This is a genomic window from Corynebacterium sp. UMB8791 (assembly GCF_054166365.1).
On the sequence record NZ_JBSZCG010000072.1, the window covers coordinates 24,972 to 49,440 of the forward strand.

23 protein-coding genes and 1 pseudogene are annotated in these 24,469 nt (G+C 59.9%); 13 read left to right on the forward strand and 11 right to left on the reverse strand.

All coding sequences use genetic code 11. The features are described from left to right. Positions 1 to 4: 4 nt before the first annotated feature. From ACXIUA_RS01990 to ACXIUA_RS02000, 3 genes and pseudogenes are all read left to right on the forward strand, one after another. A pseudogene (locus tag ACXIUA_RS01990) lies at positions 5 to 631 on the forward strand (BCCT family transporter); the annotation flags it as partial. Positions 632 to 720: 89 nt separating this feature from the next. Then, complete coding sequence (metG, locus tag ACXIUA_RS01995; protein WP_457975967.1) at positions 721 to 2,565, forward strand: methionine--tRNA ligase; 1,845 nt, start codon at positions 721 to 723, stop codon at positions 2,563 to 2,565. Positions 2,566 to 2,592: 27 nt separating this feature from the next. After that, positions 2,593 to 3,786, forward strand: coding sequence for an MFS transporter (locus ACXIUA_RS02000; RefSeq protein WP_288792183.1), 1,194 nt, complete (start codon positions 2,593 to 2,595; stop codon positions 3,784 to 3,786). Here ACXIUA_RS02000 and ACXIUA_RS02005 read toward each other — a convergent pair. Next, positions 3,767 to 4,177 carry a DUF3806 domain-containing protein gene (locus ACXIUA_RS02005; protein ID WP_256007883.1) on the reverse strand — a complete coding sequence of 137 codons (411 nt, stop codon included), beginning with the start codon at positions 4,175 to 4,177 and terminating at the stop codon, positions 3,767 to 3,769. The two genes, ACXIUA_RS02000 and ACXIUA_RS02005, sit on opposite strands and share 20 nt — an antisense overlap. 12 nt (positions 4,178 to 4,189) lie before the next feature. Between ACXIUA_RS02005 and ACXIUA_RS02010 the strand changes: the two genes are divergently transcribed. From ACXIUA_RS02010 to ACXIUA_RS02030, 5 genes are all read left to right on the forward strand, one after another. Beyond that, on the forward strand, positions 4,190 to 5,029 hold the full coding sequence (locus ACXIUA_RS02010; protein WP_457975968.1) for a TatD family hydrolase: 840 nt from the start codon (positions 4,190 to 4,192) through the stop codon (positions 5,027 to 5,029). Between the two features lie 188 nt (positions 5,030 to 5,217). After that, complete coding sequence (locus tag ACXIUA_RS02015) at positions 5,218 to 6,336, forward strand: resuscitation-promoting factor (RefSeq protein ID WP_070362808.1); 1,119 nt, start codon at positions 5,218 to 5,220, stop codon at positions 6,334 to 6,336. Between the two features lie 11 nt (positions 6,337 to 6,347). After that, positions 6,348 to 7,193: a 16S rRNA (adenine(1518)-N(6)/adenine(1519)-N(6))-dimethyltransferase RsmA gene (gene rsmA, locus ACXIUA_RS02020; protein WP_457975970.1), complete on the forward strand. Its 846-nt coding sequence runs from the start codon at positions 6,348 to 6,350 to the stop codon at positions 7,191 to 7,193. Continuing rightward, positions 7,190 to 8,182 carry a 4-(cytidine 5'-diphospho)-2-C-methyl-D-erythritol kinase gene (locus ACXIUA_RS02025; protein ID WP_457975971.1) on the forward strand — a complete coding sequence of 331 codons (993 nt, stop codon included), beginning with the start codon at positions 7,190 to 7,192 and terminating at the stop codon, positions 8,180 to 8,182. Before rsmA ends, ACXIUA_RS02025 begins: the two co-directional genes overlap by 4 nt. Positions 8,183 to 8,199: 17 nt before the next feature. Beyond that, on the forward strand, positions 8,200 to 10,014 hold the full coding sequence (locus ACXIUA_RS02030) for an ABC-F family ATP-binding cassette domain-containing protein (protein ID WP_457975972.1): 1,815 nt from the start codon (positions 8,200 to 8,202) through the stop codon (positions 10,012 to 10,014). Here the strand turns inward: ACXIUA_RS02030 and ACXIUA_RS02035 are convergent. Next, a complete protein-coding gene (locus ACXIUA_RS02035; RefSeq protein WP_256006368.1) occupies positions 10,011 to 10,652 on the reverse strand; it encodes a GntR family transcriptional regulator in 642 nt (213 codons plus the stop codon). The two genes, ACXIUA_RS02030 and ACXIUA_RS02035, sit on opposite strands and share 4 nt — an antisense overlap. A 171-nt stretch (positions 10,653 to 10,823) precedes the next feature. On the opposite strand from ACXIUA_RS02035, the gene ACXIUA_RS02040 reads away from it, so the two are divergent. Further along, positions 10,824 to 11,147 (forward strand): putative quinol monooxygenase, encoded by a 324-nt coding sequence (locus tag ACXIUA_RS02040; protein ID WP_070362804.1) that lies wholly within the window; start codon positions 10,824 to 10,826, stop codon positions 11,145 to 11,147. 47 nt (positions 11,148 to 11,194) lie between these two features. Further along, positions 11,195 to 12,061 (forward strand): polyphosphate kinase 2, encoded by an 867-nt coding sequence (ppk2, locus tag ACXIUA_RS02045; RefSeq protein ID WP_256059896.1) that lies wholly within the window; start codon positions 11,195 to 11,197, stop codon positions 12,059 to 12,061. A gap of 85 nt (positions 12,062 to 12,146) precedes the next feature. On the opposite strand, the gene ACXIUA_RS02050 is transcribed toward ppk2, so the two are convergent. The 8 genes from ACXIUA_RS02050 to ACXIUA_RS02085 form a co-directional block, all read right to left on the reverse strand. Continuing rightward, positions 12,147 to 12,290: a hypothetical protein gene (locus tag ACXIUA_RS02050; protein WP_168156192.1), complete on the reverse strand. Its 144-nt coding sequence runs from the start codon at positions 12,288 to 12,290 to the stop codon at positions 12,147 to 12,149. After that, positions 12,287 to 13,075, reverse strand: a complete 789-nt coding sequence (locus ACXIUA_RS02055) for an HtaA domain-containing protein (RefSeq protein ID WP_457975973.1) — start codon at positions 13,073 to 13,075, stop codon at positions 12,287 to 12,289. The genes ACXIUA_RS02050 and ACXIUA_RS02055 overlap by 4 nt, the downstream gene beginning before the upstream one ends. A gap of 99 nt (positions 13,076 to 13,174) precedes the next feature. Beyond that, entirely contained in the window at positions 13,175 to 13,954 is a 780-nt protein-coding gene (locus tag ACXIUA_RS02060; RefSeq protein WP_457975974.1) for a heme ABC transporter ATP-binding protein, read from the reverse strand. Next, entirely contained in the window at positions 13,951 to 14,994 is a 1,044-nt protein-coding gene (locus ACXIUA_RS02065) for a FecCD family ABC transporter permease (protein ID WP_070479285.1), read from the reverse strand. Before ACXIUA_RS02065 ends, ACXIUA_RS02060 begins: the two co-directional genes overlap by 4 nt. After that, the gene (locus ACXIUA_RS02070; protein ID WP_457975975.1) at positions 14,991 to 16,058 is read right to left on the reverse strand and encodes a heme/hemin ABC transporter substrate-binding protein; all 1,068 of its coding nucleotides are present in this window, start codon (positions 16,056 to 16,058) and stop codon (positions 14,991 to 14,993) included. Before ACXIUA_RS02070 ends, ACXIUA_RS02065 begins: the two co-directional genes overlap by 4 nt. Before the next feature lie 14 nt (positions 16,059 to 16,072). Continuing rightward, positions 16,073 to 17,977 (reverse strand): HtaA domain-containing protein, encoded by a 1,905-nt coding sequence (locus ACXIUA_RS02075; protein WP_350338461.1) that lies wholly within the window; start codon positions 17,975 to 17,977, stop codon positions 16,073 to 16,075. A gap of 517 nt (positions 17,978 to 18,494) precedes the next feature. Next, positions 18,495 to 19,148, reverse strand: a complete 654-nt coding sequence (locus tag ACXIUA_RS02080) for a biliverdin-producing heme oxygenase (protein WP_256059894.1) — start codon at positions 19,146 to 19,148, stop codon at positions 18,495 to 18,497. Positions 19,149 to 19,250: 102 nt separating this feature from the next. After that, positions 19,251 to 19,829 carry a DNA-3-methyladenine glycosylase gene (locus tag ACXIUA_RS02085; RefSeq protein ID WP_070479291.1) on the reverse strand — a complete coding sequence of 193 codons (579 nt, stop codon included), beginning with the start codon at positions 19,827 to 19,829 and terminating at the stop codon, positions 19,251 to 19,253. A 148-nt stretch (positions 19,830 to 19,977) separates the two neighbouring features. Between ACXIUA_RS02085 and ACXIUA_RS02090 the strand changes: the two genes are divergently transcribed. Beyond that, entirely contained in the window at positions 19,978 to 21,516 is a 1,539-nt protein-coding gene (locus ACXIUA_RS02090) for an FMN-binding glutamate synthase family protein (protein ID WP_070362795.1), read from the forward strand. 39 nt (positions 21,517 to 21,555) lie between these two features. Next, positions 21,556 to 21,732 (forward strand): hypothetical protein, encoded by a 177-nt coding sequence (locus tag ACXIUA_RS02095; RefSeq protein ID WP_168156190.1) that lies wholly within the window; start codon positions 21,556 to 21,558, stop codon positions 21,730 to 21,732. A gap of 3 nt (positions 21,733 to 21,735) precedes the next feature. Here the strand turns inward: ACXIUA_RS02095 and ACXIUA_RS02100 are convergent, their stop codons facing one another. Continuing rightward, positions 21,736 to 22,536, reverse strand: coding sequence for an HAD family hydrolase (locus tag ACXIUA_RS02100; protein WP_284817544.1), 801 nt, complete (start codon positions 22,534 to 22,536; stop codon positions 21,736 to 21,738). Positions 22,537 to 22,869: 333 nt separating this feature from the next. Between ACXIUA_RS02100 and ACXIUA_RS02105 the strand changes: the two genes are divergently transcribed. Further along, positions 22,870 to 24,336, forward strand: a complete 1,467-nt coding sequence (locus ACXIUA_RS02105) for a glyceraldehyde-3-phosphate dehydrogenase (RefSeq protein ID WP_070479355.1) — start codon at positions 22,870 to 22,872, stop codon at positions 24,334 to 24,336. The last annotated feature ends 133 nt before the right edge of the window (positions 24,337 to 24,469 follow it).

The window sequence follows — 24,469 nt, forward strand, 5'->3', positions numbered from 1 at the left end:
TACCTTCCTGGCACGTATTTCCCGTGGCCGCACCATCCGCGAGTTCTGCCTCGGTGTCATGCTGATCCCGGCAGGCCTGTCCACCGTGTGGTTCGCAATCTTCGGTGGTACTGCGATCAAATTCGAGCAGGACGGTCGTTCCATTTACGGCGAGGGCACCTCGGAAGAGCAGCTCTTCAACCTGCTGCACCAGCTGCCAGGTGGCTTCTACATTGGTATTTTCGCGGTGATCCTGCTGGGTACGTTCTTTATTACTTCGGCGGACTCTGCGTCGACTGTGATGGCGTCGATGTCGCAGAACGGTAAGTCGGATGCGAACCCGTGGATCGCAGCGGTCTGGGGCCTTGGTACGGCGTTCGTCGGTCTGACGCTGCTGATCGCCGGCGGCTCTGACGCGCTGGGTGCGCTGCAGTCGGTGACGATTGTCGCAGCAACGCCGTTCTTACTCATCCTGATCTTGCTGATGTTCGCGATTGTGAAGGACGTGTCCAACGACACTATTTACCTGGACAAGAAGGAACAGGATCGCTTCAACCGCCAGTTGGCTATTGAACGCCGTATGCACCGCGACCAGCTCGAGCTTGATAGGAAGAAGGAGCAGGTCAAGCGCATGTTGCGTCCGCGTAACTAAGCTCTGACATCCTGCGGTGAATACCGCTCATGGCCCCGATATGACCCGAAACATGGGTTGTGTCGGGGCCATAACTTATGCTTAAGGGCATGACTTCTGCGAAGACTCAAAAAAATATCCTTGTGTGCGTTGCGTGGCCATATGCGAACGGCCCCCGCCACATCGGCCACGTAGCTGGTTTCGGGGTACCTTCTGACGTGTTTGCGCGCTATCAGCGCATGGCTGGCAACAACGTCCTGATGGTCTCCGGCACCGACGAACACGGGACCCCGCTGTTGGTGCAGGCGGACAAGGAAGGCGTGAGCGTCAAGGAGCTCGCAGACCGCTACAACGAACAGATCGTGCACGACTTGGCCGGTTTGGGTCTGTCCTACGACCTGTTTACTCGCACGTCGACTCGTAACCACTATGCCGTGGTGCAGCAGCTGTTTAAGGGACTGTACGCCAACGGTTACATGATCAAGGAGACAACGCAGGGCGCGATCTCTCCTTCGAATGGCCGTACGCTGCCGGACCGCTACATTGAGGGCACCTGTCCAATCTGCGGCGCGACTGACGCTCGTGGTGACCAGTGCGATACCTGCGGTAACCAGCTCGACCCAGCAGACCTGATCAACCCTGTCTCCAAGATCAACGGCGAGACGCCGAAGTTTGTTGAGACCGAGCACTTCATGCTGGATCTCCCAGCACTGCACGACGCGTTGAAGACGTGGCTGAGCACCCGCGAGAAGTGGCGCCCGAACGTGCTGAAGTTCTCGTTGAACCTCTTGGAGGACATGCGTCCGCGCGCAATGACGCGTGACATCGACTGGGGCATCCCTATCCCGGTCGAGGACTGGCAGGACAACCCATCGAAGAAGCTCTATGTATGGTTTGACGCGGTGGTCGGCTACTTGTCTGCCTCGATTGAGTGGGCGGAGCGAAGCGGTAACCCGGATGCGTGGAAGACGTTCTGGCAGGACCCAGAAACGGCGAGCTACTACTTCATGGGCAAGGACAACATCACGTTCCACTCACAGATCTGGCCAGCGGAGCTGCTCGGCTACGCGGGCAAGGGCTCGCATGGTGGACAGGAACACGAGCTGGGCACCCTGAATCTTCCGACTGAGGTTGTGTCCTCGGAGTTCCTGACCATGTCCGGTTCGAAGTTCTCGTCTTCGAAGGGCGTAGTCATCTATGTCAAGGACTTCCTGAAAGAGTTCGGTGCGGACCCGTTGCGCTACTTCATTGCGGTGGCCGGACCGGAGAACAACGACACGGACTTCACCTGGGACGAGTTCGTGCGCCGCGTGAACAACGAGCTGGCGAACGGCTGGGGCAACTTGGTCAACCGCACGGTGTCGATGGCGCACAAGAACTTCGGCGAGGTTCCAGAACCAGGAGAGCTCGCCGAAGTGGACGAGAAAATCCTTGAATTGGCGGAATCCACGTTTGTTTCCGCAGGCAAGGACTTGGCTGAGGCTCACTTCAAGAGCGCGATCACCAAGATCATGCACGTGGTCGGGGAGACCAACGCGTACATCGCGGACCAGGAGCCGTGGAAGCTCGCGAAGGATCCGGACCAGCGCACTCGTCTGGCGACGGTTCTGTGGACCGCACTGCAGGTGGTCAGCGACTGCAATGCGATGCTGACCCCGTTCCTGCCACACACGGCGCAGAAGGTACACGAGACCCTCGGCCGGACTGGTGTGTGGGCCGCAGAGCCGTCCATCGTTGAGGTTCGCGATGATGCTGACTACGATCTCGTCGGCGTCGGCCTGCCGGAGCGCGGCCAGACCTACCTCACCATCACCGGCGATTACTCCGAGCAGCAGGCGACATGGAAGCGCGTGCCAATGGAGCCCGGCGTGGCACTGTCGAAGCCGAAGCCACTGGTGGCGAAGCTCGATCCGGAGCTCGGGGAGACCGGCCCGGAGTGGGCGCCTGTGCAGTAACGCTGCGGCAGCGCTAGAGTGCTTCGAGTGTTTGCTCTTGTACTTTTCGTCGCTGTCATTAGTGCCTCACTGAATTTGCGTGCGGGCATTGCCTCCGTCGGGTCTGTACTTGACCAGGTCATCGCATACTATGACGCCCCGGCATGGGTCGGTGGCGTCATCACGGCGATCCCCGGCACGCTCTTCTTCCTGGTCGGTATCTGTGCGGTACCGATTGCGCGGCGGTTTGGCCTCACCCCCGTCATTCTTGGCGCTGCGGGGTTGCTGACCGCGGGCTTGGGGTTACGCCCCTTCGCACCCGATATCGCGATGTTCTTACTCGCGACGGTGGGCGCGGCCGGCGCCATCGCACTTATGAACGTGTTGCTGCCTGCGTGGATCAAGCAGCATGGCGGGCGCTACATCGTCGCCCTGACCACGGTGTACTCCGTAACCCTGGGCTTATCGTCGGCGGCTGGCCCGCTCAGCGCGTTGGTGACATCCTCGTGGCAGTCGGCACTCGGCCTGTGGGCGGTGACGGCTGTCGTGCAGCTGGCAGTTTGGGTATTTGTGCTCTTCAAGTTCGGGAGGGACATCCCCGGGAGCAAGGCTTCGACCCCGCAGGACGGCGCGGTTGCTACGCCAGAGGCGCCGGTGTGGAAGTCGCTCACTGCGGTGGCCTTGATGCTCTTCTTCGGGTTGCAGTCAACCAGCGCGTATATCCAGATGGGGTGGTTGCCCGCCATTTTCATTGACGCCGGGGTTGCCCCTTCCACCGCAGCCACGGGACTGGGGCTGCTTGGCGCGGTAGGCATGGTTGGTGGGCTTGTGCTGCCGACGGTCATCTCTCGCGCGCGGACGCTGACGCCGCTGGTGGTGCTGTTTGCGCTCTCGACAGCCACTGGGTATCTCGGTTTGTACTTCGCACCGGCAGCATCACCGCTGGGCTGGAGCTTCCTCCTGGGCTTCGGCGGGTGCTGCTTCCCGCTAGCAATCGCACTGATCCCGGCGCGCACACGCGACCCGCTAGTCACTGCACGGCTGTCGGGTTTTGTGCAGCCGGTCGGGTACGTGCTCGCGGCAACGGGGCCGCTGCTCATTGGCGTGGCCTATGGGCGGATCGGGGAGTTCCAGCCGATCCTGATCGCGTTAGTCATCATGGCGTTGGTCATGGGGGCTGTTGGCATCGTGGCGGCGCGTCACGTCGTTATTGACGACGAGCTTAGTGTTGCAAGCCGCTGAGGAACTGCTCCAGGAACGTGGTGAGTTTGCCGGTTGCGTCGTCGTCGAAGCGGGCGTCGACAACCATGATGGGGGCGGTGTATTTGGGGGAGTTGGGGTCGGCATCGCGGACGACGACGAGGTCCGTGCCGTAGTCATCTTTCAGGAGTTTCCAGGTAAATCCGTAGTCGCGGACGAATGCGTCGCCGAGGGCGGTGCCGACGATACGGGCTGTGTCGCCGCGCGGGTAGCTGCGTTGTGCGTCGCGGGGAAGTGCAAGGAAATCCTCGAGTAACCCTTCGAACCGCTCGATGATTACTCGTGCAGGGCCATTGAGCCCCTGCGCCGCTGCCTCGGCGAGTGCGTTGTCGATGCTGGTTTGGGTCTGTGCGTCAATCGCGTGGAATGTCATAGGCTCTATCGTATGAGCAAAAAGAAACCTCGCCCGACACCAGTACCAGCAGCCCCTATACCAGGGCTTATCGACGCCCACACCCACCTGGCCTCTACCGGAGCCGCCACGCAGGCGGATATCGATGCGATTATGGAGCGTGCGTTGAGTGCCGGTGTGGAGCGGGTATGCACCGTGGGCGATGGGCTCGCGGAAGCAGAGCAGGCGCTTGCTGCCGCGCACATGCATGAGGGCGTGTTCGCAGCGTGCGCGATCCATCCGACGCGAGCCGCCGAGCTCGACGACTCGGTGCGGGAACGGCTTACGCAGATGGCGTCGGATGCTCGGTGCGTTGCGGTGGGGGAGACAGGCATCGATACGTATTGGATCCGCCACGACGCCGAGAACACCGCTGACCTTGCCACGCAAGAAGAAGCGTTTCGTTGGCACATTCAGCTCGCCGTGGACTCCGGCAAGGCATTGATGATCCATAACCGTGAGGGGGATGCGGACATGATGCGGATTCTCGCGGATGCGCCGAAACCGGAGCATGTGATTTTGCACTGCTTCTCCTCACCCCTTGACGTGGCGCGGGAGGCGATTGAGCGTGGCTATGTGCTCTCCTTTGCTGGCAACGTTACGTTTAAGCGCAATGAGGAGCTGCGGGAGGCGGCGGCTCTGGCGCCGGTGGGCCAGCTGCTCATCGAAACCGATGCGCCGTATATGACCCCGGAGCCGTTTCGAGGTTCGCGCAATGAGCCATCGCTGATTGGGCATACGGCACACGTGGTTGCGCAAGCTCGGGGAGTGGACGTCGAGACGCTGGCGAGCGAGGTATCCGCTACCTTCGATCGCGTCTATGGTCTGGGATGATGCTGTGCACGTGTCCGGGAACACACTGGGCGCAAGTAAGCGTTGTCCCAGGTCGGCTGTGAGTGGTGTGAATCGCGTGGCGCGAGTGAACGTGTCCACCATGGTGTGCAAACATGTGCTGGTAAAACGGTAGAAGTTACCGTATTGTTATCGAAGTATTATTTCGTGACAAAGGGGAATGACGCTTTATGGGCTCGCGTATCCAGCACAACAACACCGCAACGAAGCGAATCGCCGTCGGGGCACTCGCAGGTGTTGTCATTGCAGCCGGTACCACCACGGCGCTCGCCGCGCAGAAGGACGTCACAGTGGACGTCAACGGTGAGGCGACCTCGCTGAAGACCTTCTCGGGTGACGTCGCGGGTGCGTTGCAGGCTGCGGGCGTTGAGGTCAAGGACAGTGACGTTGTGTACCCGGCGCCTGCTGAGAAGCTGTCGAACGGCGATACCGTGACCGTTCGTACTGCGAAGCCAGTCGCCGTCGTCGTCGACGGGGTGGCAAAGGAAATCACCTCGACAGCGCTGACTGTTGGGGAAGTCATGGACGAGGTGGGTGTGTCCCCGGCTTCCTCGTCGGACCTGGACAAGGACACCAAGCTTGTCGACGGCCTCAATGTCGACGTGACCACCCCGAAGATCATCGCGATCAATGACGGCGGGAACGTGACCTACGCGTCGGTTGCGAAGAAAACCGTAGGCGAGCTCCTCGCGGACCGTGGCATCACCTTCGACTCCGATGATCGTTTGAACCACCCGCTTGATGCCGCGGTGTACCCGAACATGGAGATCGTGCTCGACCGCGTCAACGTGGTGAAGCGTGCTGAGGTCCTGCCAATCGAGGCACCGGTTGAGTACGTCGATGATGAAGAGCTGGAAACCGGCAACGAAGAGGTGCTGGAGGAAGGCAAGGACGGGGAGAAGGAAATTCTCCACGAGACCGTTCTGGTCAATGGCAAGGTTGAATCCGAGGGCATTGCAGGTGAGCGCGAGGTTCGTGCGCCGAAGGCGGCGAAGGTGCGACGCGGTACCAAAGAGTCGGCGAATGCTCCCGCAGTAGCAGCTGGTTCGGTATGGGACACGTTGGCGCAGTGTGAGTCTGGCGGCAACTGGTCCATCAACACGGGTAATGGCTACCACGGCGGCTTGCAATTTTCTGCGTCGACGTGGGCAGCGTACGGCGGCACCCAGTACGCGCCGACCGCTGACCAGGCGACCCGCGAGCAGCAGATCGCAATCGCCCAGAAAACGCAGGCATCCCAGGGGTGGGGTGCGTGGCCTGCATGTACCGCGCGGATGGGGTTGCGCTAACCTCGTCAGGTATGAGCGAATCCCAACTGCTTGGCCCGGTAGAAATCCGTGAGCTTGCGGCTGCACTCGATGTCACCCCAACGAAACGGCTGGGGCAGAACTTCGTGCACGACCCGAATACCGTACGGCGTATCGTTGCCGCAGCGGAGCTTTCCCCAGACGACCGCGTGGTCGAGGTCGGTCCGGGTCTCGGGTCGCTGTCGCTTGGCTTGCTCGATGAGGCGGCGCACGTGACCGCGCTCGAGATCGATGACAGGCTGGCACAGCAGCTGGGTAAAACGGTGGAGCTTCGAGCACCTTCGGCCGCGCACAAGCTGGATATCGTGCACATGGACGCGCTGAAGACTACGCAGCGTGATGTTCCCGGGGAGCCAACGGCCCTCGTTGCGAACCTGCCGTACAACGTTTCGGTGCCGGTGTTGTTACATCTGCTTGCGGAGTTCCCTTCCATTCGCCGCGTGCTCGTGATGGTGCAGAAGGAGGTCGCTGACCGCCTTGCCGCGAAGCCAGGCACGAAGATTTACGGCGTTCCTAGCGTAAAAGCGGCGTTTTATGGCGAGGTGTCGCAGGCAGGGACCATCGGCAAGCACGTCTTCTGGCCGGCTCCGAATATCGAGTCCGGGCTTGTTCGCATCGACGTCGATCCGGGGCGCGACCGCAGCGTGCGCGACAAGGTCTTCCCACTTATCGACGCCGCCTTCGCCCAACGCCGCAAGACGCTGCGCTCAACGCTCGCATCGGTGTACGGTTCCCCCGCGGAAGCCGAGTCTGCGCTGCGGGCGGCCGGTATCGATCCTGGACTGCGTGGTGAGAAGCTCGGGGTGGAGGACTTCGTCAGGCTGGGGGAGGCCCGATGAGCAGCAGCACGCGGGAGATTGTTGCATCAGCGCCCGGCAAAGTGAACCTGCACCTCGGCGTCGGCAACGCGCGTGCCGACGGCTACCACGAGTTGGTAACGGTTTTCCAAGCCGTTGAGCGCCGCGAGCGAGTTCGCATCGTCGTCGAGGATGAGGCGGCATGCGTCGAATCTGGCTCCGTGGTCGTTGGGATGCAGACGCACTTCCACGTGGACGTACCAGACGAGGATATCGATACGCCTCGAAACCTGACGTGGCGTGCGGTCGATGCCGTCGTCGACGCCGTCCGGGCCCGCAGTGGCGTGCAAGGATTGTCGTTGCCGAAGGCGAAGCTGGTCGTCGACAAGCATGTGTTTGTGGCAGGCGGGATGGCGGGCGGCTCCGCAGATGCCGCGGCTGGGCTCGTCGCGGCGAACGCCTACCTGGAGCGGTACTGCGGTGAGCGGCTCAGCGAAGAAGATCTCTACGACCTTGCAGTCGGGCTGGGAGCGGACGTGCCGTTTGCTCTCCACGGACACACAGCGCTCGGCACCGGGCGTGGCGACGCCCTCGTTGAGGTCCTCGGACGCGGCACGTACTGGTGGGTGTTTTGCAACCCGAAGATTGGGATCTCGACGGGCAAGGCCTTCGAAACACTCGATGACCTGCGTCACGACAACCCGGCGCTCGTACCGCATTTGGACACGGCCGCGCTGTCGCAGGCACTCGTGACGGGCGACCCGCGCGAGCTAGCGAAGCACCTGCACAACGATTTGGAAGCTGCAGCGGTGGCGATGCGCCCACGCATCGCAGCCCTGATCACACGCATCGAATCCGAAACTGAACGTGTAGCCCGCGCGATTGTTTCTGGGTCCGGGCCGACGATCGCCGCACTGTGCTTCGACGAAGAAGCCGCGCGGGCGCTTGAAACGGTGCTTCGTGACAACGTCGAGGGCGTCGAGGTGTTCTGTACTTCCGGCCCGTCTGCGGGGGCGCAACTCGAGGCGTAGGCTACGATGGGTTTGCTATGGCGAACCTGATCAACCTCGAAAACGTATCCAAAACCTGGGGCTTAAAAACACTGCTCGACGGTGTCTCCCTCGGAATCCAGACCGGCGATCGCATCGGCATCGTGGGCGTCAACGGCGGCGGGAAAACAACGTTGCTTGAGGTGCTCACCGGCATCGAAGCCCCGGACAGCGGGCGCGTGTCGCACAACTCTGACCTACGCATGGCGGTGGTGACACAACGCTTCGAAATTCAAGACGACGCCACCGTCGGCGACGTCGTCGTCAAACCCTTGGGTCTCGAGACGTACGAGTGGGCGTCGAATAGCAAGGTGCGAGAGGTTCTCCAAGGAACAGGCGTGGCTGCCCTCGGGCTGGACACCCCGGTCGGGGAGCTTTCTGGTGGTGAGCGGCGCCGCGTGAGCCTCGCCGCGGCCCTTGTGCAGGACTTAGATCTCGTCGTGCTTGACGAGCCGACGAACCACCTTGACGTCGAGGGCGTGCAGTGGCTGGCATCCCACCTCATGCAGCGCAAACTCGCAGTCGTGGTGGTTACGCACGACCGCTGGTTCCTCGATACCGTCGCTACGCTGACCTGGGAGGTCCACGACGGCACCGTCGACGTCTACGAGGGTGGCTATAACGACTGGACGTTTGCCCGCGCCGAGCGTGCCCGCCAGGCGGACGCCATCGAGCAACGTCGTCAGAACTTAGCGCGCAAAGAGCTCGCGTGGCTGCGCCGAGGCGCCCCCGCACGCACGTCAAAACCGCGATACCGCATCGAAGCAGCCGAAGCTCTCATCGCAAATGTCCCGCCACCACGCGACAAGGTCGAGCTGATGGCGTTTTCCAAGCAACGCCAGGGCAACGTCGTCATCGAGTTTGAGGACGCCCGCATCGACGCTCCTGACGGGCGCACGCTCGTCGACCACCTCACGTGGCGGCTCGCGCCGGGCGAGCGTATCGGTCTTGTTGGTGTCAACGGTTCCGGAAAGACGACGTTGCTGCGGACGCTCGCCGGTGACTACCCGCTTGCCGCCGGCAAGCGCATCGAAGGCCTGACCACACGGATTGGGTGGCTGCGACAGGAACTCGACGACCTCGGCCCAACGAGGACGGTGCTTGATTCTGTGGAGGATGTCGCGCACTACATCACGTTGGGCAAGAAGGAAGTTTCTGCCTCACAGCTCGCGGAGCGCCTCGGGTTCAGCCCGAAACGTCAGCGCACACCTGTCGGGGACCTCTCCGGCGGTGAGCGTCGTCGGCTCCAACTGACGCGTGTGCTGATGAGCGAGCCGAACGTTTTGCTCCTCGACGAGCCCACGAACGACCTTGACATCGATACGTTGCAAGAGTTAGAAGACCTGCTTGATGGTTGGCCAGGGACACTCGTCGTGATTTCACATGACCGCTACCTGATTGAACGCATCGCGGACACCACCTACGCTTTGTTCGGCGACGGAACACTCAGCAACCTACCCGGAGGGATCACGCAGTACCTCGAGCAGCGAGCTGCCATGGACACCCAAACGGGCCCACTCGATTTGGGGGAGAAGACCGAAAACTCCGAAAAAGCGGCCCCCGTGGGGGAACCACGGCTGTCATCGCAGGAAGAACGTGAGATCCGGAAGCGGATGAAAGCGCTTGAGCGCAAGATCGCGACGGCAGAAACTCGTGCCAAGGAGTTGGAAGCGCAGATTGCCGACATGTCGGGTGAAGACGCGCCGGATTTCGAAGCGATCGGCGCGAAGACGCAGGAATTGCAGCGCACCAACGATGGCCGCGATGAGCTAGAGATGGAGTGGCTTGAGCTTGGGGAGCAGCTCGAGCACTAAATTGGGTACCCGTTATTGATCTTCTCGATCAGGTCGTTCACTATACGACCCTGCTCGAGAAGTGCTTCCTGCAGGTAGTCGGACGCCTCGTGGCGCTTTTCTTCGCGCAGCAGCTCCACAATGTGCTCGTTGACGGAGATGAACTGGCGGTTAAACGACGGCTGCTGCTGAATAATCGGAAGCGTTGCCAAGCGCATGAACGCGTCAAGCTGGTCCATGGTGTCGCCGAGGGTCTTCGAGCCCATTGCGGAGAGCACCACGTGGTGGAAAGCCTGGTTCACGGCCGTCAGCAGGTCATCGTCGTCCTGAGCGATTGCCTCGCGGGCTTCAGTGTTGAGTTCTTCAAGACGGTCTACGTCCAGCTCCTCGCCCCAAAGCAACGCGGCAGGTTCGATAGCGGCGCGTGCACGATACGTATCGGTAACAAAGTCTGGGGAAGGGGTGGCGAGGAACACGCCACGGTTCGGAATGCGTTCACAAAGACCTTCTGACGTAAGCATTGCAAATGCTTCGCGGAGGGTATTTCTGGATACCTCGAAACGCTCAGCGAGGGCAACCTCGTTGAGCTTCTGGCCTGGGGAGAACTCACCACGCGAAATCGCGCGGCGGACCTCAGAGGCAACGTTTTGAGCAAGCATGGCATCCGTAAGTGTAGAACTATTTATTTAAGCTAGTCAGCAATGGTAAATAGAACCATCGGCCGACAACTGTTACGAGTATAACGCATCTATTGTTGAACAATTAACTGAGCAGCTTCGTAGCCAAAAGCGTCGGCTGACAACAATGCGAGATATGCGTAGGGTGGTGGCATGATTTTGATCAACGTTCGTTACAAGCCACTGCCAGAATACGTCGAGACATTTCGTCAAGAGGTAGAGGAATTCACCAACGCAACCCGCGCAGAGCCGGGCTGCATCTTCTTTGACTGGTACCGCAGTGAAGAGGATAAGAACGAATACCTGCTCATCGAGGCATTCCACGACGATGCCGCGGAAGCGCACGTGAACTCCGATCATTTCCGCGCCGCCCAGGAGCTGTTCCCGAAGATTCTGAAGGAAACCCCGACCATCATCAATACCCTGATTGAGGGTAAGACCGAGTGGGATACCATGGCGGAATTCAAGGTGGACTAGCCGAATCGGCTTAATTTCTCCCCGCTTTATGGGTACGGTTAGTACCTATGAGTGAAGAGAAGAATTCCACTAAGCCCCCGAAACTTTCCAAGAAGGCGTACGAGAAAGAACTCGTACGCCTTCAAGCTGAGTTGGTGGCAATGCAGCAGTGGGTCGTCAAGACCGGAGCGCGTGTTGTCATCGTGATGGAGGGGCGCGACGCGGCAGGTAAAGGCTCCGCAATTAAGCGCATCACCCAGTACCTAAACCCGCGCACCTGCCGCATTGAGGCGCTGCCGAAGCCAACTGAGCGCGAGCAGACGCAGTGGTACTTCCAGCGCTACGTCGAAAAGCTCCCCGCTGCAGGCGAGATCGTCATCTTCGACAGGTCCTGGTACAACCGAGCGGGCGTCGAGCGAGTCATGGGCTTCTGCACCTCAGAAGAGTACCGCCGCTTCCTGCACCAGACCCCGATCTTCGAGCGTCTCCTTGTTGAGGACGGCATCATGTTGCGTAAGTACTGGTTCTCCGTTTCGGATGAAGAGCAGTACAAGCGCTTCCAGTCGCGCCGGAACGATCCGCTCCGCCAGTGGAAACTCTCGCCAATGGACCTCGAGTCCATTACAAAGTGGGAGGACTACTCCCGAGCCAAGGATGAGATGTTTATCCACACGGATATTCCTGCGGCGCCGTGGTACACGGTTGAGTCGGAGGATAAGAAGCGCTCGCGCATCAATGTGATTTCTCACCTCTTGTCGACGATCCCCTACGAGCACATTGACCCTGATCTGCCAGAGATCCCTGAACGCCCAGAGATTATTGACTACGAGCGACCTCCGCGCGACGAGTTCCGTTACGTGCCCGATGCTGCTGCAAAGCTGGAACTCTCCAAGGTGAGCAGCAAGAAAAAGAAGAAGGGCAAGAAGAACTCCTAGTTTGGTGTGTTGCCCAAATGGAGAAACCCAGCCATACCATGAGGTGGCTGGGTTTCTTGTTTTGCGGTCTGTATATCTCTGTATATCAAGGAATCGTTGGTAGCTGGATCCCGAGAATCGTCCCTGCGCCCTGGGCGAGTGCGGCGACGGTCATTACGACGCCAGCGATCGCCATGAGTGAAGTGATCACCGTGGTGATGTGTCCGCCGACGTTATCGACGGCGCTCATACGAGCTTCCCGAGCATCGCCTGGAAACCTGGCTGGCTCGCTGCAAATGCAAGGCCACCGAGGGCCGCGATTGCGGCAAGCACGATTCCGACGATCGCGCCGGTTCCAAGGCTTGATCCTTCCGGCGTGGGAGTGGGCGTCGTCTGTGCGGGAGCATCCTTGAATTTCAGTGCAAGGGCTACCTTGGAATCCGCGAAAGGCTCACCGGCCTTGTACTGCTTATCGAAGATCGCGGAGCCGTCCTCTGTCAGTTTGGTCGGGGTGAAGGTCGCAGCGAATTGGTTGTTCTTGTTAGCCTTCAGCGGCTGTTGGACGTCGAACTCGACGATGCGCTTATCGTCGCCGGTCAACGTGGTGGTCTCTGCACCGGGCATAGCGCCCTTGCGGACATAGTCTGCCTGGAGGAACCCTTTAGCCCCTTCGATGACGACCTTGAAATCAGACAGCTGGATATCCATCGCACCGTGGTGTGCGTTGATACTGATAGCGCCGTCGAGGTCTATGACCCCTTCGCCAGTTGCCGTGAGCTTGGACTCCTTTGCATTTACTGGCAAGGCGAAGTCAACCAGCTTGCTCGCGTCAAGTACCTTTTCTGCTCCATCGGACGCCGTGATAGTTGCTGCGGCAAACGGCTTCTGGATGTAGCTCAGGAATGATCCCTTGATGTTCCAGTTTGCGTGCCCGGACTCGAGAGTTGGGGCTTCCGCGAATGCGCTCGGTGCGGCGAGCGTGGTTGCGGCAAGGGAGGCAGCGGTAAGGGCTGCCAGGGTAGCGGAACGAGACATGTACGTCCTTTCATGAGTAATCGCAACCACACCGAATGGTGAGGTTAGGCTAACCTTAAATATTGGTTGGGGTTTGGTCAACGGCCGGGGGTAATGGGGCTAGGTCGCACCTGTCATAGGGGAGCAGTTCACCTCATGAGGTGCGATGAAAACACGATTTCCGTCGTGCAGGACCGTGATAGGCCAGTCGTAGACCTCGCTCAGAATGTGGTCCTGGTAGACCTCGGCCACCGGCCCCGCTGCCGCAACAGCCCCCTGCTTCAAGCACACCACGTGGTCGCAGTACCGCGCAGCAAGCTGAAGATCGTGGAGCACGACGATCACGGTCGCGCCATCACGTGCCAAGGTGCGGGCGACGCCCATCGTCTGCTCTTGGAAGCGCACGTCCATCGCGGCAGTTGGTTCGTCGAGAAACACTACAGGTGTTCGCTGTGCCAAGACTCTGGCAAAGGCCACACGGGCGCGCTCACCACCGGAAAGTGTGAGCATCTCTCGTTCCTGGAGGTGCGTGATGCCTGTCGCGGCGAGCGCTTCGTTGACGATGGTGGCGTCGTCAGGCTGAGTGCCCCACGGATGGCGCCCCATCTCGACGACGTCGCGCACCAAGAACGAAAAGGCGACACTGACATCCTGAAGCATGACGGCACGCGTCCGAGCGAGTTGATGAGCGGTGCACCCAGATGCATCCTGACCCGCAAGCTGGACGCTTCCGCTCGAGAGGGATGTATCGCCGGAGAGCGCAGCGAGCAATGTTGACTTGCCAGCTCCGTTGGGGCCGATGAGACCGGTGACCTCTCCACTCTGCGCGGACATGCTGACATCGTGGAGTATTTCGCGCCCCTGTCTATGGACTGTGACATGTGAAGCGGTAACTGTCATTGTGCATGGCCCTTTCGCATCATCTGCCGCAGCAGGAAGAAGAAGGTCGGCCCGCCAATCAGCGCTGTGAAAATACCGATTGGCAGGTCAGCGAATGGAATGATTGTGCGGGAGAGGATATCGCCAGCACCGATCAAGAGCGCTCCTCCGAGTGCAGAAGCCGGAACAAGCACCGTATTGGACGGGCCGACCGCAGTGCGCACGATATGTGGGACGACGAGTCCTACGAACCCGATCAACCCAGCGAAGGAGACCGCTGCGGCTGTAAGCAATGTCGATAGCGCGATCGCCAACATGCGCAGGCGTGCGACGTTGATGCCTACATGGAATGCAGCTTGGTCGCCCAAAGCGAGGATGTCGAGCTTGCGCACAAAACACATGGCACATGCCAATGCGAAGGTGACGACGGCAGCTACCACCCCAGTTTGCGCCCAACTCGCCCCAGCGAGGCTGCCCATCTGCCAGAAAACGATCTGCTCCCGCGCCGTGGTAGGGGCGATGAATGTGAGTGCTGAAATGCATGCGCCGCAGATAGCGTTCGCTGCGATGCCTACTAGCACCAGGTTCAGGACGCGGACTCTGCCACCTGAACGCGCCAGCTGGTACACCACCACGGTGACGAATATGCCCGTTGCGAACGCGAAGATCGGCACGGTCATCGTTCCGAATGTGGTGATGCCGAATACGGTGGCGATAGCTGCGCCTACACCTGCCCCGGTGCTGACGCCAACGACGCTTGGTTCTGCTAGGGGGTTGGCAAATACGGACTGCATGAGCGCCCCGCCTGTTCCCAGTGCCGCGCCGACGCAGAGTCCTAGAACGAGCCTCGGGATGCGGATCTGCCACAATACTGATGCTTCGAGTGTGGACGCTGACATTGGCCCTGCGGTAAGGATCGGCCAGAGCTCGCCGGGGGAGAACTCAAACTGGCCTACAACGAGAGAGGCAATGGCCGTGAGCACTAGCAGGGAAGCGGTGGCTGCGAAAAGCACAATTCTTCCAATGCGTCGTGCATGGATTGCTCCGTGGTGCTCGCTCATAGCTGCTCTCCGTAGAGAGCGTGCGCCGCGCGCAGCAGCAGTTCGCCAGTTTGAGGTCCGAACGCAAGTGAGTCACCGTCGGGAAGCGCCAGGACTCGCCGGTGCTGCCCCGCGGTGGTTTGTGCGACGCCGGGGCGTTGGAGGAGGCCTTCAATATCGCCTGTGGACTGGAGCCCACCGTTCATCATGACGAACACTTCGGGGTTTACCTCGGCGAGCGCCTCAGGGCTTGCAGGCGAAGGCTGACCGATGCCGTGCTCGGAATTGACGTCCCTGCCACCTAGAGCAGTGATGAGTTCTTCAGTTCCTTCTTCACGCCCGAGTAGATAGAAGACGCCACCGGTGCCGCGAGCATACAAAAACGACATTCGCAGTGGTTCTTCAGGTGCCACCGCAGCGATTGCGTCGAGCGCTTGCTGGACTTCTTTCTCGCTGCGTTCGGCGAGGAGGCGGCCTGCCTCAGGCTCACCGACGAGGGTTGCCACATTAGTGATGTCCTCCGCGATCGAGGCCAGCGAACGCGTCGGCTCCAGCATCACAGTGGTGATACCGGCTGCCCGTAGCTGGTCGATCGCCTCAACTGGTCCTACTGAGCGGTCGACAAGCACCAAGGTGGGACGAAGATTCAGAATGGCCTCGACGTTGAGCGAATGCCCGTTTTCCGTGACTACGGGCAGATGCGCAAGCGACGGCTCCGAGGAACTTACGGTCCGCCCGACGATGTTGTCTGCCATGCCGACACCACGAAGCGTCTTGGTGAATGTGCCGTATAGGTCCAGTGCAAGGATGCGGGAGGTATCAGTAATGGTGACGTCGTAACCGTCCGCATCGGTCACTTCGACGGGCAGAGCTTGTTCCCGTGGCGTATCGATTGGCTCGACCTCGGAGATCTCAGAGACCATCGAAACCCCTTGCGCCTGGTGTGGGTCCCCGTTTGTCTGCAGCGACTCCGCGAGCTCGTTGGTGGTGTGTTGTGTTGGGTTGTCCCACTCCGCACACCCGCCGAGGCTCAGCGTTATCGCAGTCGCGGTAACCAAGGAAAGAGTGGGTTGCAGCATTTTCATAGTGTCATATCTCCCTATCCGATGACCGCGAATCTGATGAGCGCACCGCCTGCGCCAAGCAGCGAGGCAATGAGCACCAAGAGCGTCGCGACGGTCGCGTCATCCCAACCATCCGCCCCTGTACGCGAATTGGGCGCGGTGTTTTTAATCTGGAACTTTCCGCCTTCTGGCTGATCAGAGGACGAAACAGTTGCGTCCCCCAAATGCTCGTCGAGAACGCTTCCGCGGGAAGGCGTAGACGAGGATGTTGTAGACTTCCGAAGTTTCGCTCGAGCGTCGGCCCCCGCCGCATTGTTGGATGGAGAGGACGCCCCTCCGATGGAGCCCTGGCCTTCGGCGCAGTTAGCCGATCCGCCGAGTTGAGCGGTGAAGTGAATTGTGTCGAGCGGATCGCCAGGAGGGTAGAACTGCCCAAACGCTTCCGAACCTGTGCTCGTAAGCGTTGCTTCTGCTGTACCGGTTACCGCAGAGTCGCTCACATCGAGGTTCGTGAAAGTGAGGTCTGCGATGGCGATGCGCCCGTAGTCGCGGGGGTCGCCTTCCATGGTGTTCGACGTCGCGTTGAGGATCAGCTGGCCGGTATTGCCGGAGAACTGGATTTCCATGTTGGAAAAACGAGTGTCCAATACGCCCCCGTGCCCGGTAAAACGGATCGAACCGGGGTAGAGGATGGACCCCGACCGCGTCGCAGAATCAACTGCTCCCGAATTGCCGTTGAAAGTAAAGGTGTTACCGCTGTCTCCAACGCCTTGGAGCTCCCACTTTCCTTTCGCGATATTGCCACGGATGTATGTACGGAACGACTGCCGGATTCCCCACTGTGCCTCAGCAGAGGTGACTCCGTGTGAGGTGCCAGCATCACAGACGGTATTTGAAGATGCATTACCGCCTGACGGTGCTGTGGCTGAGGCATCGCGATTGCTGTGGGCCGATGCGTTGCTCGATGGGGAAGTCGGCGCTGATGCTTGGTTGCGCGCCGGGGCCGTGTTGGCAGCCGAAGCAGTCGTCCCCGGCGCCGTCGAAGAGCGGTTGGGACGGGCTGACTGTTGCGACGATGTAGCGCGCTCGTGTAACGACGTTGCGCTTCGCAAGACCTTGTCGGCGTTGGTAAACAGCCCGTTGACCTCGATGAGCGTGTCGTTTACCTGTCCGAGCCAGAAAGCCGGTCCGCTTGTCGCCTTTGAACGTGTGGCGCCACTGTGCCCCTGAGCAGCTGCGTTGCTATTGTCTCCTGATGGGGACCCGAGTGTGAAGTCCGGGACTGGTCCGGCACCCGAAGCCTCCGTGAGTGAGAGATCGATACTGATCGGGTCGAGGGGCTCGCCTGCTTCGTAGAATCCGGCGAAGATAGTTTCCCCAGAAGCGGTAAGTGAGGTGTGGCCGCTTATTGTCACTTGGCTTGCGGTGAAGTCCGGTGCGGCGTCAAGGGTGATGGTGGCCAGTACTTCTTTTTGTCCTTCTTCGACAGGGCCCACAGCTCCTGCGCCGACATACTTCCGTGTGCTGTAGTCCACCCGGAGTTCTGCGTTAGTGCCGTTGACCACCAAGATCGGGTTGCTGAGCGTCAGCTCGAGAGAGCCATCGTGGCCACTGAAGTGGACTGAGCCGGTGAAGTTGAATTGTCCGGAGGATGGGCCAGTAATCGCGGAGGATTCGGCTGGGAATTGGAATGCCGTCCCTGAGCGAGTTGCCCCTTCATCTGTGGAGATGGACCCCTTGGCGACGCCAGTTTCGATGTACTTACGGAACGATTCCCGCACACCCCAATCCATTGTTCCCGTGGATACAGTGCGGTGTGACGCGGTTTGTTCTTGTGCCGGAGCAGAAGGAGGGGTAATGAGGAGCGGGCTGAACGCTGTTGCTGCAAAGCCAAGCATGCTGGCAGAAGCGGCCAACGCGCATACATAGCGGATAGACATAGTTCTTGAGGAATACTCTTCGTCGTCGGAATAAATGAGGGTAAGCTTACCTAATAAAAATTAGGTAAGCGTAGCCTTATGGAAGGGTGTTGTTGTGGTAGTGGATCAGGAGCCTGTAACCGAGCTCATACCAGTCGTCTCAGAGGTGCCTCGAGGGCGGTTCGCGCCGTGGGAGCGTGCACTGGCAGCTGTGATTGCTGGGATTGTGGTCTTTGGCGTGAGCGCCGGAAATGTGTGGGTAAGCTCCTTGGCCTGCTTGGGGTTAATTGTGCTAGTTCTTGCGCTAGCAGCGCTGCCGTCGCGACGTAGTTATCAGGCAGCACCACGCGGAGATCGTCGCTCCGGCCTTCTCGTTGGGGTGGTATGGGCTGGGGTGATTGCAGTCTCACTGATGGTGTTGTTTGCGGTGCCTGAGAGCTACACCCTTACCGGGGGCGTGCTTGCCGCCTTTGTGGCGGCAAGTGCCGTGTGGGGTGTGCTTGTGTATCTCGACAGCAGTGACGCCAAGTGTCGAGGGCTAGTCGAGTCGTGATGTGAGCTCCTGGAACACGGCTTCATTCAGCGTGAAGACGTGCTTTGCTGTCTCGATGAGTTGGGCGCGTTCGTCGTCGCTCAGTTGCATGGCGTCCAGGGATGCTTTGTATTGCGCACGATATGGCGGGATTTTCCCAATCGCGGAAAAGTCATAGAAGTTGAGGGCGTTATCGCCGAGGTTGTATTCGCTGCGAAATACCCGGGCAAGCGCCTGACCGCCAGCGATGTCGCCGAGGTAGCGAACGTAGTGGTGTGCTATCACCTCGGGGCCATTGTTGGGGGTGAGTGCGTTGAGCTCGGCCACGTAGCGCGACGTTGCCTCGAGTGGGTGATGGTGATCTTGCCAATCCGCGCCGAGTAGCGCTGTGAGGTCGGCGGAGATTGCGTCTACCCGCTCAAGTCTCGGGTCGGCGATCTGGGCTACGGCATGGTGAGTGACTGTGCGGCGCACCGCGGCTTCGAGCGCGGAATAGATGTGGAAGTACTGCACGGTGAGCTCGGCGACGGCTGTTGCGTTGAGCTGGCCTCCGCTGAGGTGAGACATGAAGCGGGAGGTCTCGGCACTTGCGTGTGCGGCTGTGGTCTGCTCCTTCAGGGCGACGGAAAGTGGCATCTGCGCAGGGGCGATGAGGGTCATCGGTGACTCCGATCGTGTGTAGGTGGGGAGCGAGCGCTCCAAGCTGACGCACCAATAGTAAGGCAAGGCTTACCTAAAGAAAATCGCCCAAAAGTTTAGGATTTATGCCTTGTATTTATTGCTCGTTTTATAACCGCGTGGCGTGGAAACAGTTTTGTCTCCGGGGATCCAGAATCGCCAGGGGGCATCAGCATTCTTCGAGATGCCAATACGGGGGCCACAAACCCACTCCGGGGGAGCGGTAGGTGCGGTCAAAGAGACGGATTTATGGTTGTCGGTGAGTTCAAACCCCAACGCTTCGCCCAGGTTTCCGGGACCACGCGCCAGGTTGTCTTCTTCGATGGGAAGGCGGTCGGGTTTTTGGCGGCGTCGATAGGCGATGTCGTGGCCTTCGATGACCCTGCCTCCACGCAGTAGGCATCCCTGGCCGATGCCCTCCGGTGCGCACACAATGTTGACGTTGTGGTGAATGCCGTACGAAAGATACACGTAGAAACGTCCGGGAGGGCCAAACATCGCAGCGTTTCGTGCCGTTTTGCCGCGATAGGTGTGCGCGGCGGCGTCTTCCTCGCCGAGGTATGCCTCGACCTCGGTCAATACGATGCTGACCCCGCCATGAGTGAGTGTGCACCCGAGTAGTTTGGGCGCGACGATGTTTGCGGGGCGGGAAAAGTCAATCATGGCCCCACCCTAACGAGAGTTCCCCAATGGTGGTTGAACGAAAGGGGGAAACACCACATGAAGTGTGGCTGGAGTTTGTTTTGTTATTTTTTTGCGTACGGTGAACACAGGAACGCTTTTCTACACGCCACTTAGTCTAAGGAGCATCATGGCAGGCAAGCGCAACTGGGCAGCAACAGCGTCGATCGCGGCAGCGTTGGGGGTAGGAACTGTTGCAGCTGTGGATCTGACTCAGAAGAAACACTCCATTCGAAGAATTTACCCAGTCTTGGGGCGTGCGCGGTGGGCACTCGAGAAGATTCGTCCGGAGCTTCAGCAGTACTTTATTGAGCGTGACTGGGACGGCCGCCCATTCGACCGCCGCACTCGTAGTCTCATCTACTCGCGCGCGAAAGGGCAGACTTCGACCACTGCGTTCGGTACGCAAGAAAACGTCTACGAGCAGGGACACCGCTCCCTGGTACATTCGATGCGCCCCGTAGATATGCCTGCGGAGCCGCCGCGCGTGCTGATTGGAGGCCCGCAGTGCTCCCAGCCGTACAGTGCAGCATTGCTGAACATCTCCGCTATGAGCTTCGGCTCGTTGTCTGGGCGCGCCGTCGAAGCGATGAACAAGGGAGCCAAGTTGGGCGGGTTCTACCAGGACACCGGTGAAGGCGGTCTGTCCCCGCACCACGAAAAGTACGGCGGTGACCTGGTGTGGGAAATCGGCACCGGGTACTTCGGCGCACGCACTCCGATGGGGGGATTTGATGCAGATACCTTCGCAGAGAAGGCAAAGCGGCCACAGGTGAAGATGACGCTGCTCAAGCTCTCACAGGGAGCGAAGCCTGGTTTGGGCGGTGAGCTGCCAGCCGCGAAGGCGACGAAGGAAGTTGCTGAAATTCGCGGGATCGAGGAGGGGAAGGCGTTCACGTCCCCAGGTGCGCACTCTGAATTTGATACCCCAATCGGCCTCCTGCACTTCATCGACCAGATGCGTACCCTCTCCGGGGGGAAGCCGGTTGGATTCAAACTGTGCATAGGCTCTCGTCGGGAATTCCTCTCGGTGTGCAAGGCCATGCTCGAGACTGGCATTCTGCCTGACTTCATCGTGGTCGACGGTTCCGAGGGCGGTACTGGCTCGGCGCCGAAGGAGTTTGAGGACCACGTGGGCCTGCCACTCACAGAGGGCCTGACGTTCGTGAATAATGCGCTGGTGGGCTGCGGCCTTCGCGACAAGATCAAGATCGGTGCTGCCGGCAAGATCGCCGCCGGCAACGACTTGGTGCGTCGCATGGTGCAGGGCGCGGACTTCCTGCTGAGCGCCCGCGCGATGATGATGGCCGTCGGCTGCGTGCAGGCAATGGAGTGCCACCTCGGTACGTGCCCGGCTGGTGTCGCGACGCAAGACCCGTGGCGTGAGCGTGGCCTGGATGTCGAGGACAAATCAATGCGCGTGATGCGGTACCAGAAGGCCACCGTTTCGTCAGCGCTGCGCCTCATGGCCGCGATGGGAGTGCAAGATCCGAAGGACCTGCGCCCCGAGATGATTCGCTGCAACGACGACTACGGGAAACCCCAGACGTACCGCGAGCGCTACGAGTGGCTTCGCGACGGTCAGCTTGTCGACGGCGACGTCCCGGAGAACTGGCGCGAGGACTGGGAATCTGCGAACGCGGAGTCGTTTCTAGCGAAAGGGAAGTAGCGCTTCGCTTCGGCGTGGAAAATTTGCCACAATAGGGGCATGACCCTAGATGAATCACAACGCGCGAAGGAACTGGCCGAGCTTGAGGAACGCCTCGAGCTCGGCCGTAAGCACCACGAAGAACTCATGGCGCAGATGAAGGCGAAAGTCCAGGAGTTCGAAGAGCGCCAAGCTGAGCTTGAGCGAGCTATTGCGGAGCGCAAGTCCGCAAAGTAAGCGCTATTGCTCACTGAGCCATGCAGCAAGTCGATGCACTGCTGCATGCTCAGCGTTGGTTCCGATGACCTCGTCTGCGACCTTCTTAAGGTCCGGGTGGGCGTTGCCCATCGCAACCGCTGTTCCAGCCGCCTGGAGCATCGTGTAATCGTTCAGGAAATCACCGATCGCGGCAGTTGCTTCCTGAGGCACGCCCAAGGCGTCCGCGATCGCCAGCAGCGCCTTGCCCTTGTCTGCCTCTGGGCTCATGATGTCGATCCAGTGCTGGCCACTAACTACGTGGTGCAGCCCAGGCGCGTGCGCCTGCACCCACGCCAGCGCGTCACGCTCTGCATCACCGTCCACGTAGAGCGCGACTTTCACGGGTTGTTCGAAGGGGACGTCGACAAGCGAATCCACGTTTGTGTTGGCGTGATAGTACTTTGCAATCTCCTGCTCGACTTCCTTGGATGCACCGCGCAGCGAGTAGGACTGCTCGGGAGTGCACAGCACCGCCGACGCTGAAAACGGCGCTGTTTCAAACGCGCGTAGAAACTCGCGCACCGGCTGCTCCGGCATGGCAGTCACGTCGATTATGCGGCCGTCATGGAAGACAACGGAACCGTTCTCCGCGATGAACGTGTGAGGCTGATGAGTGGTGAACATGTCACGAAGCGTCGCGAGCTGGCGTCCCGATGCCGGCGTGACCAGGACTTCGCGGTCGTCGGCAAGGCGAAGGAGCTCCCAGAAGGCGTCGGGAATGCGCCCGTGTTCGTCGAGCAGGGTGCCGTCCATGTCGAGGGCGATGATCTTCGGGCAAGGCATAGATTCGTTTCCTCCAATGCGTTGATGTACGTGCACAGGGTACCGAAGGGAGTTTCGCGCCAGCTTGTCGACGCCACGTTGGACAAATACCGCCATCCAGCACCGGGGGTGTGTTTTGGGGGTGGGGTGCGGGTTTACTTGGCGTTGCACTACAAAGCCCACCTAAGGCGATTGATGTAACCATATCTCGCGGTGCGGTTGGTTTAGCTGGAGTATTTGTAACAAATATGGACCAATACACGCTACGATAATTCCTGTATTGGGGGTACGGCAGCTGTGTCATGTACCCCCAAGGCAAACGTTTCCCAATTGTTCAATTACCGCATGAAGAGGATGACTGTGTCTACGCCTACGAATACAACGCACCAACAGGACTGGAATCACAAGCTGACCCTGGCCCAGGAAATGCTTCCGCTCATCAGCCAGCTTCACCGTGAAAACAACGTTGTCACCTCGATTTTTGGCCGACTGTTGGTAGGTGTGACGGACATCGACATTATTAAGGCGCACCGGTACGCGCGTCGCATTGTGGAGAAGGAGCTTCCGCTCGAGGACACGTTGCCGGTGCTTCGTGAGCTTGTTCAGATGAACCTCGGCACGGCATCGATTGACCTTGGCCGTCTTGCCAGCGACTACAAGAAGTCCGGCGCGAGCGATCTGCGAGCCTACTTGAACGAGGCGCTTGCCGACGTCGTCGATACGGACTCGGAGCTCGAGCCACGCGATGTTGTGCTGTATGGTTTCGGCCGCATCGGCCGCTTGTTGGCCCGCATTCTGATTGCTCGTGAGGCGATGTACGGGGGAGCGCGCCTGCGCGCCGTCGTCGTGCGGAAGAAGGGTGACGACGACATCGTCAAGCGTGCATCTTTGCTTCGCCGCGACTCGGTGCACGGCCCATTCGACGGCACTATCACTGTGGATCACGAGAAGGAAGTCATCTGGGCCAACGGGACGCCGATCCAGATGATCTACGCGAACGATCCGGCATCCATCGATTACACCGAGTACGGCATCAACGATGCGATCGTCGTTGATAACACCGGTGTCTGGCGCGATGAGGCTGGGCTGAGCCAGCACCTGAAGTCCAAGGGTGTCTCCCGCGTTCTGCTGACCGCTCCAGGTAAGGGCGATATTAAGAACATCGTCTACGGCATCAACCATGCTGACATTGCGGACGGCGACCAGATCCTGTCCGCGGCTTCGTGCACCACGAACGGTATTACGCCGGTGCTGAAGGTCATCAACGATCGCTACGGTGTGGTGCACGGCCACGTTGAGACAGTGCACTCCTACACGAACGACCAGAACCTGGCTGACAACTTCCACAAGGGGGACCGCCGCGGTCGCGCTGCTGGCCTCAACATGGTGCTGACGGAAACAGGTGCTGCAAAGGCTGTGTCGAAGGCGCTTCCCGAGTTCGAGGGCAAGCTGACCGGCAACGCGATCCGCGTTCCAACGCCTGACGTTTCCATGGCGGTGCTCAACCTCGAGCTCGAAACCGAGACGACAAAGGATGAGGTCAATAACTTCCTCCGTAAGGTCTCGACGGATTCTAACCTGCGCCAGCAGATTGACTACATCCAATCGCCTGAGGTTGTCTCGACAGATCTGCTCGGTACCACGCACGCTGGTGTCGTTGACGGGTTGGCGACGATTTCGGCCGGCAAGCACCTCGTGCTCTACGTCTGGTACGACAATGAGTATGGCTACTCCCACCAGGTAGTGCGAGTTGTTGAGGAGATCGCGGGTGTTCGCCCGCGCATTTACCCTGCACGGACCGTTCCGGAGGATCTGAAGTAGTCATTTCTTTTCATGCCCCAGGCTGCACAGGGCAGTTCCTGGGGCATGATGAGTTATTGGGGGTGTACGTTTTTGCGCTGGGAGTTCGCAAATTGACGTTCATACACTAAGTTAAAAGCGTACGTCTTTCGGT

What these genes read in the sequence shown, in the direction of transcription:
- metG (WP_457975967.1), top strand. Translation starts at nt 721, where the DNA reads ATGACTTCTGCGAAGACTCAAAAAAATATCCTTGTGTGCGTTGCGTGG.
- ACXIUA_RS02005 (WP_256007883.1), bottom strand. Translation starts at nt 4,177, where the DNA reads ATGACATTCCACGCGATTGACGCACAGACCCAAACCAGCATCGACAAC.
- ACXIUA_RS02010 (WP_457975968.1), top strand. Translation starts at nt 4,190, where the DNA reads ATGAGCAAAAAGAAACCTCGCCCGACACCAGTACCAGCAGCCCCTATA.
- ACXIUA_RS02015 (WP_070362808.1), top strand. Translation starts at nt 5,218, where the DNA reads ATGGGCTCGCGTATCCAGCACAACAACACCGCAACGAAGCGAATCGCC.
- rsmA (WP_457975970.1), top strand. Translation starts at nt 6,348, where the DNA reads ATGAGCGAATCCCAACTGCTTGGCCCGGTAGAAATCCGTGAGCTTGCG.
- ACXIUA_RS02025 (WP_457975971.1), top strand. Translation starts at nt 7,190, where the DNA reads ATGAGCAGCAGCACGCGGGAGATTGTTGCATCAGCGCCCGGCAAAGTG.
- ACXIUA_RS02030 (WP_457975972.1), top strand. Translation starts at nt 8,200, where the DNA reads ATGGCGAACCTGATCAACCTCGAAAACGTATCCAAAACCTGGGGCTTA.
- ACXIUA_RS02035 (WP_256006368.1), bottom strand. Translation starts at nt 10,652, where the DNA reads ATGCTTGCTCAAAACGTTGCCTCTGAGGTCCGCCGCGCGATTTCGCGT.
- ACXIUA_RS02040 (WP_070362804.1), top strand. Translation starts at nt 10,824, where the DNA reads ATGATTTTGATCAACGTTCGTTACAAGCCACTGCCAGAATACGTCGAG.
- ppk2 (WP_256059896.1), top strand. Translation starts at nt 11,195, where the DNA reads ATGAGTGAAGAGAAGAATTCCACTAAGCCCCCGAAACTTTCCAAGAAG.
- ACXIUA_RS02050 (WP_168156192.1), bottom strand. Translation starts at nt 12,290, where the DNA reads ATGAGCGCCGTCGATAACGTCGGCGGACACATCACCACGGTGATCACT.
- ACXIUA_RS02055 (WP_457975973.1), bottom strand. Translation starts at nt 13,075, where the DNA reads ATGTCTCGTTCCGCTACCCTGGCAGCCCTTACCGCTGCCTCCCTTGCC.
- ACXIUA_RS02060 (WP_457975974.1), bottom strand. Translation starts at nt 13,954, where the DNA reads ATGACAGTTACCGCTTCACATGTCACAGTCCATAGACAGGGGCGCGAA.
- ACXIUA_RS02065 (WP_070479285.1), bottom strand. Translation starts at nt 14,994, where the DNA reads ATGAGCGAGCACCACGGAGCAATCCATGCACGACGCATTGGAAGAATT.
- ACXIUA_RS02070 (WP_457975975.1), bottom strand. Translation starts at nt 16,058, where the DNA reads ATGAAAATGCTGCAACCCACTCTTTCCTTGGTTACCGCGACTGCGATA.
- ACXIUA_RS02075 (WP_350338461.1), bottom strand. Translation starts at nt 17,977, where the DNA reads ATGTCTATCCGCTATGTATGCGCGTTGGCCGCTTCTGCCAGCATGCTT.
- ACXIUA_RS02080 (WP_256059894.1), bottom strand. Translation starts at nt 19,148, where the DNA reads ATGACCCTCATCGCCCCTGCGCAGATGCCACTTTCCGTCGCCCTGAAG.
- ACXIUA_RS02085 (WP_070479291.1), bottom strand. Translation starts at nt 19,829, where the DNA reads ATGATTGACTTTTCCCGCCCCGCAAACATCGTCGCGCCCAAACTACTC.
- ACXIUA_RS02090 (WP_070362795.1), top strand. Translation starts at nt 19,978, where the DNA reads ATGGCAGGCAAGCGCAACTGGGCAGCAACAGCGTCGATCGCGGCAGCG.
- ACXIUA_RS02095 (WP_168156190.1), top strand. Translation starts at nt 21,556, where the DNA reads ATGACCCTAGATGAATCACAACGCGCGAAGGAACTGGCCGAGCTTGAG.
- ACXIUA_RS02100 (WP_284817544.1), bottom strand. Translation starts at nt 22,536, where the DNA reads ATGCCTTGCCCGAAGATCATCGCCCTCGACATGGACGGCACCCTGCTC.
- ACXIUA_RS02105 (WP_070479355.1), top strand. Translation starts at nt 22,870, where the DNA reads ATGACTGTGTCTACGCCTACGAATACAACGCACCAACAGGACTGGAAT.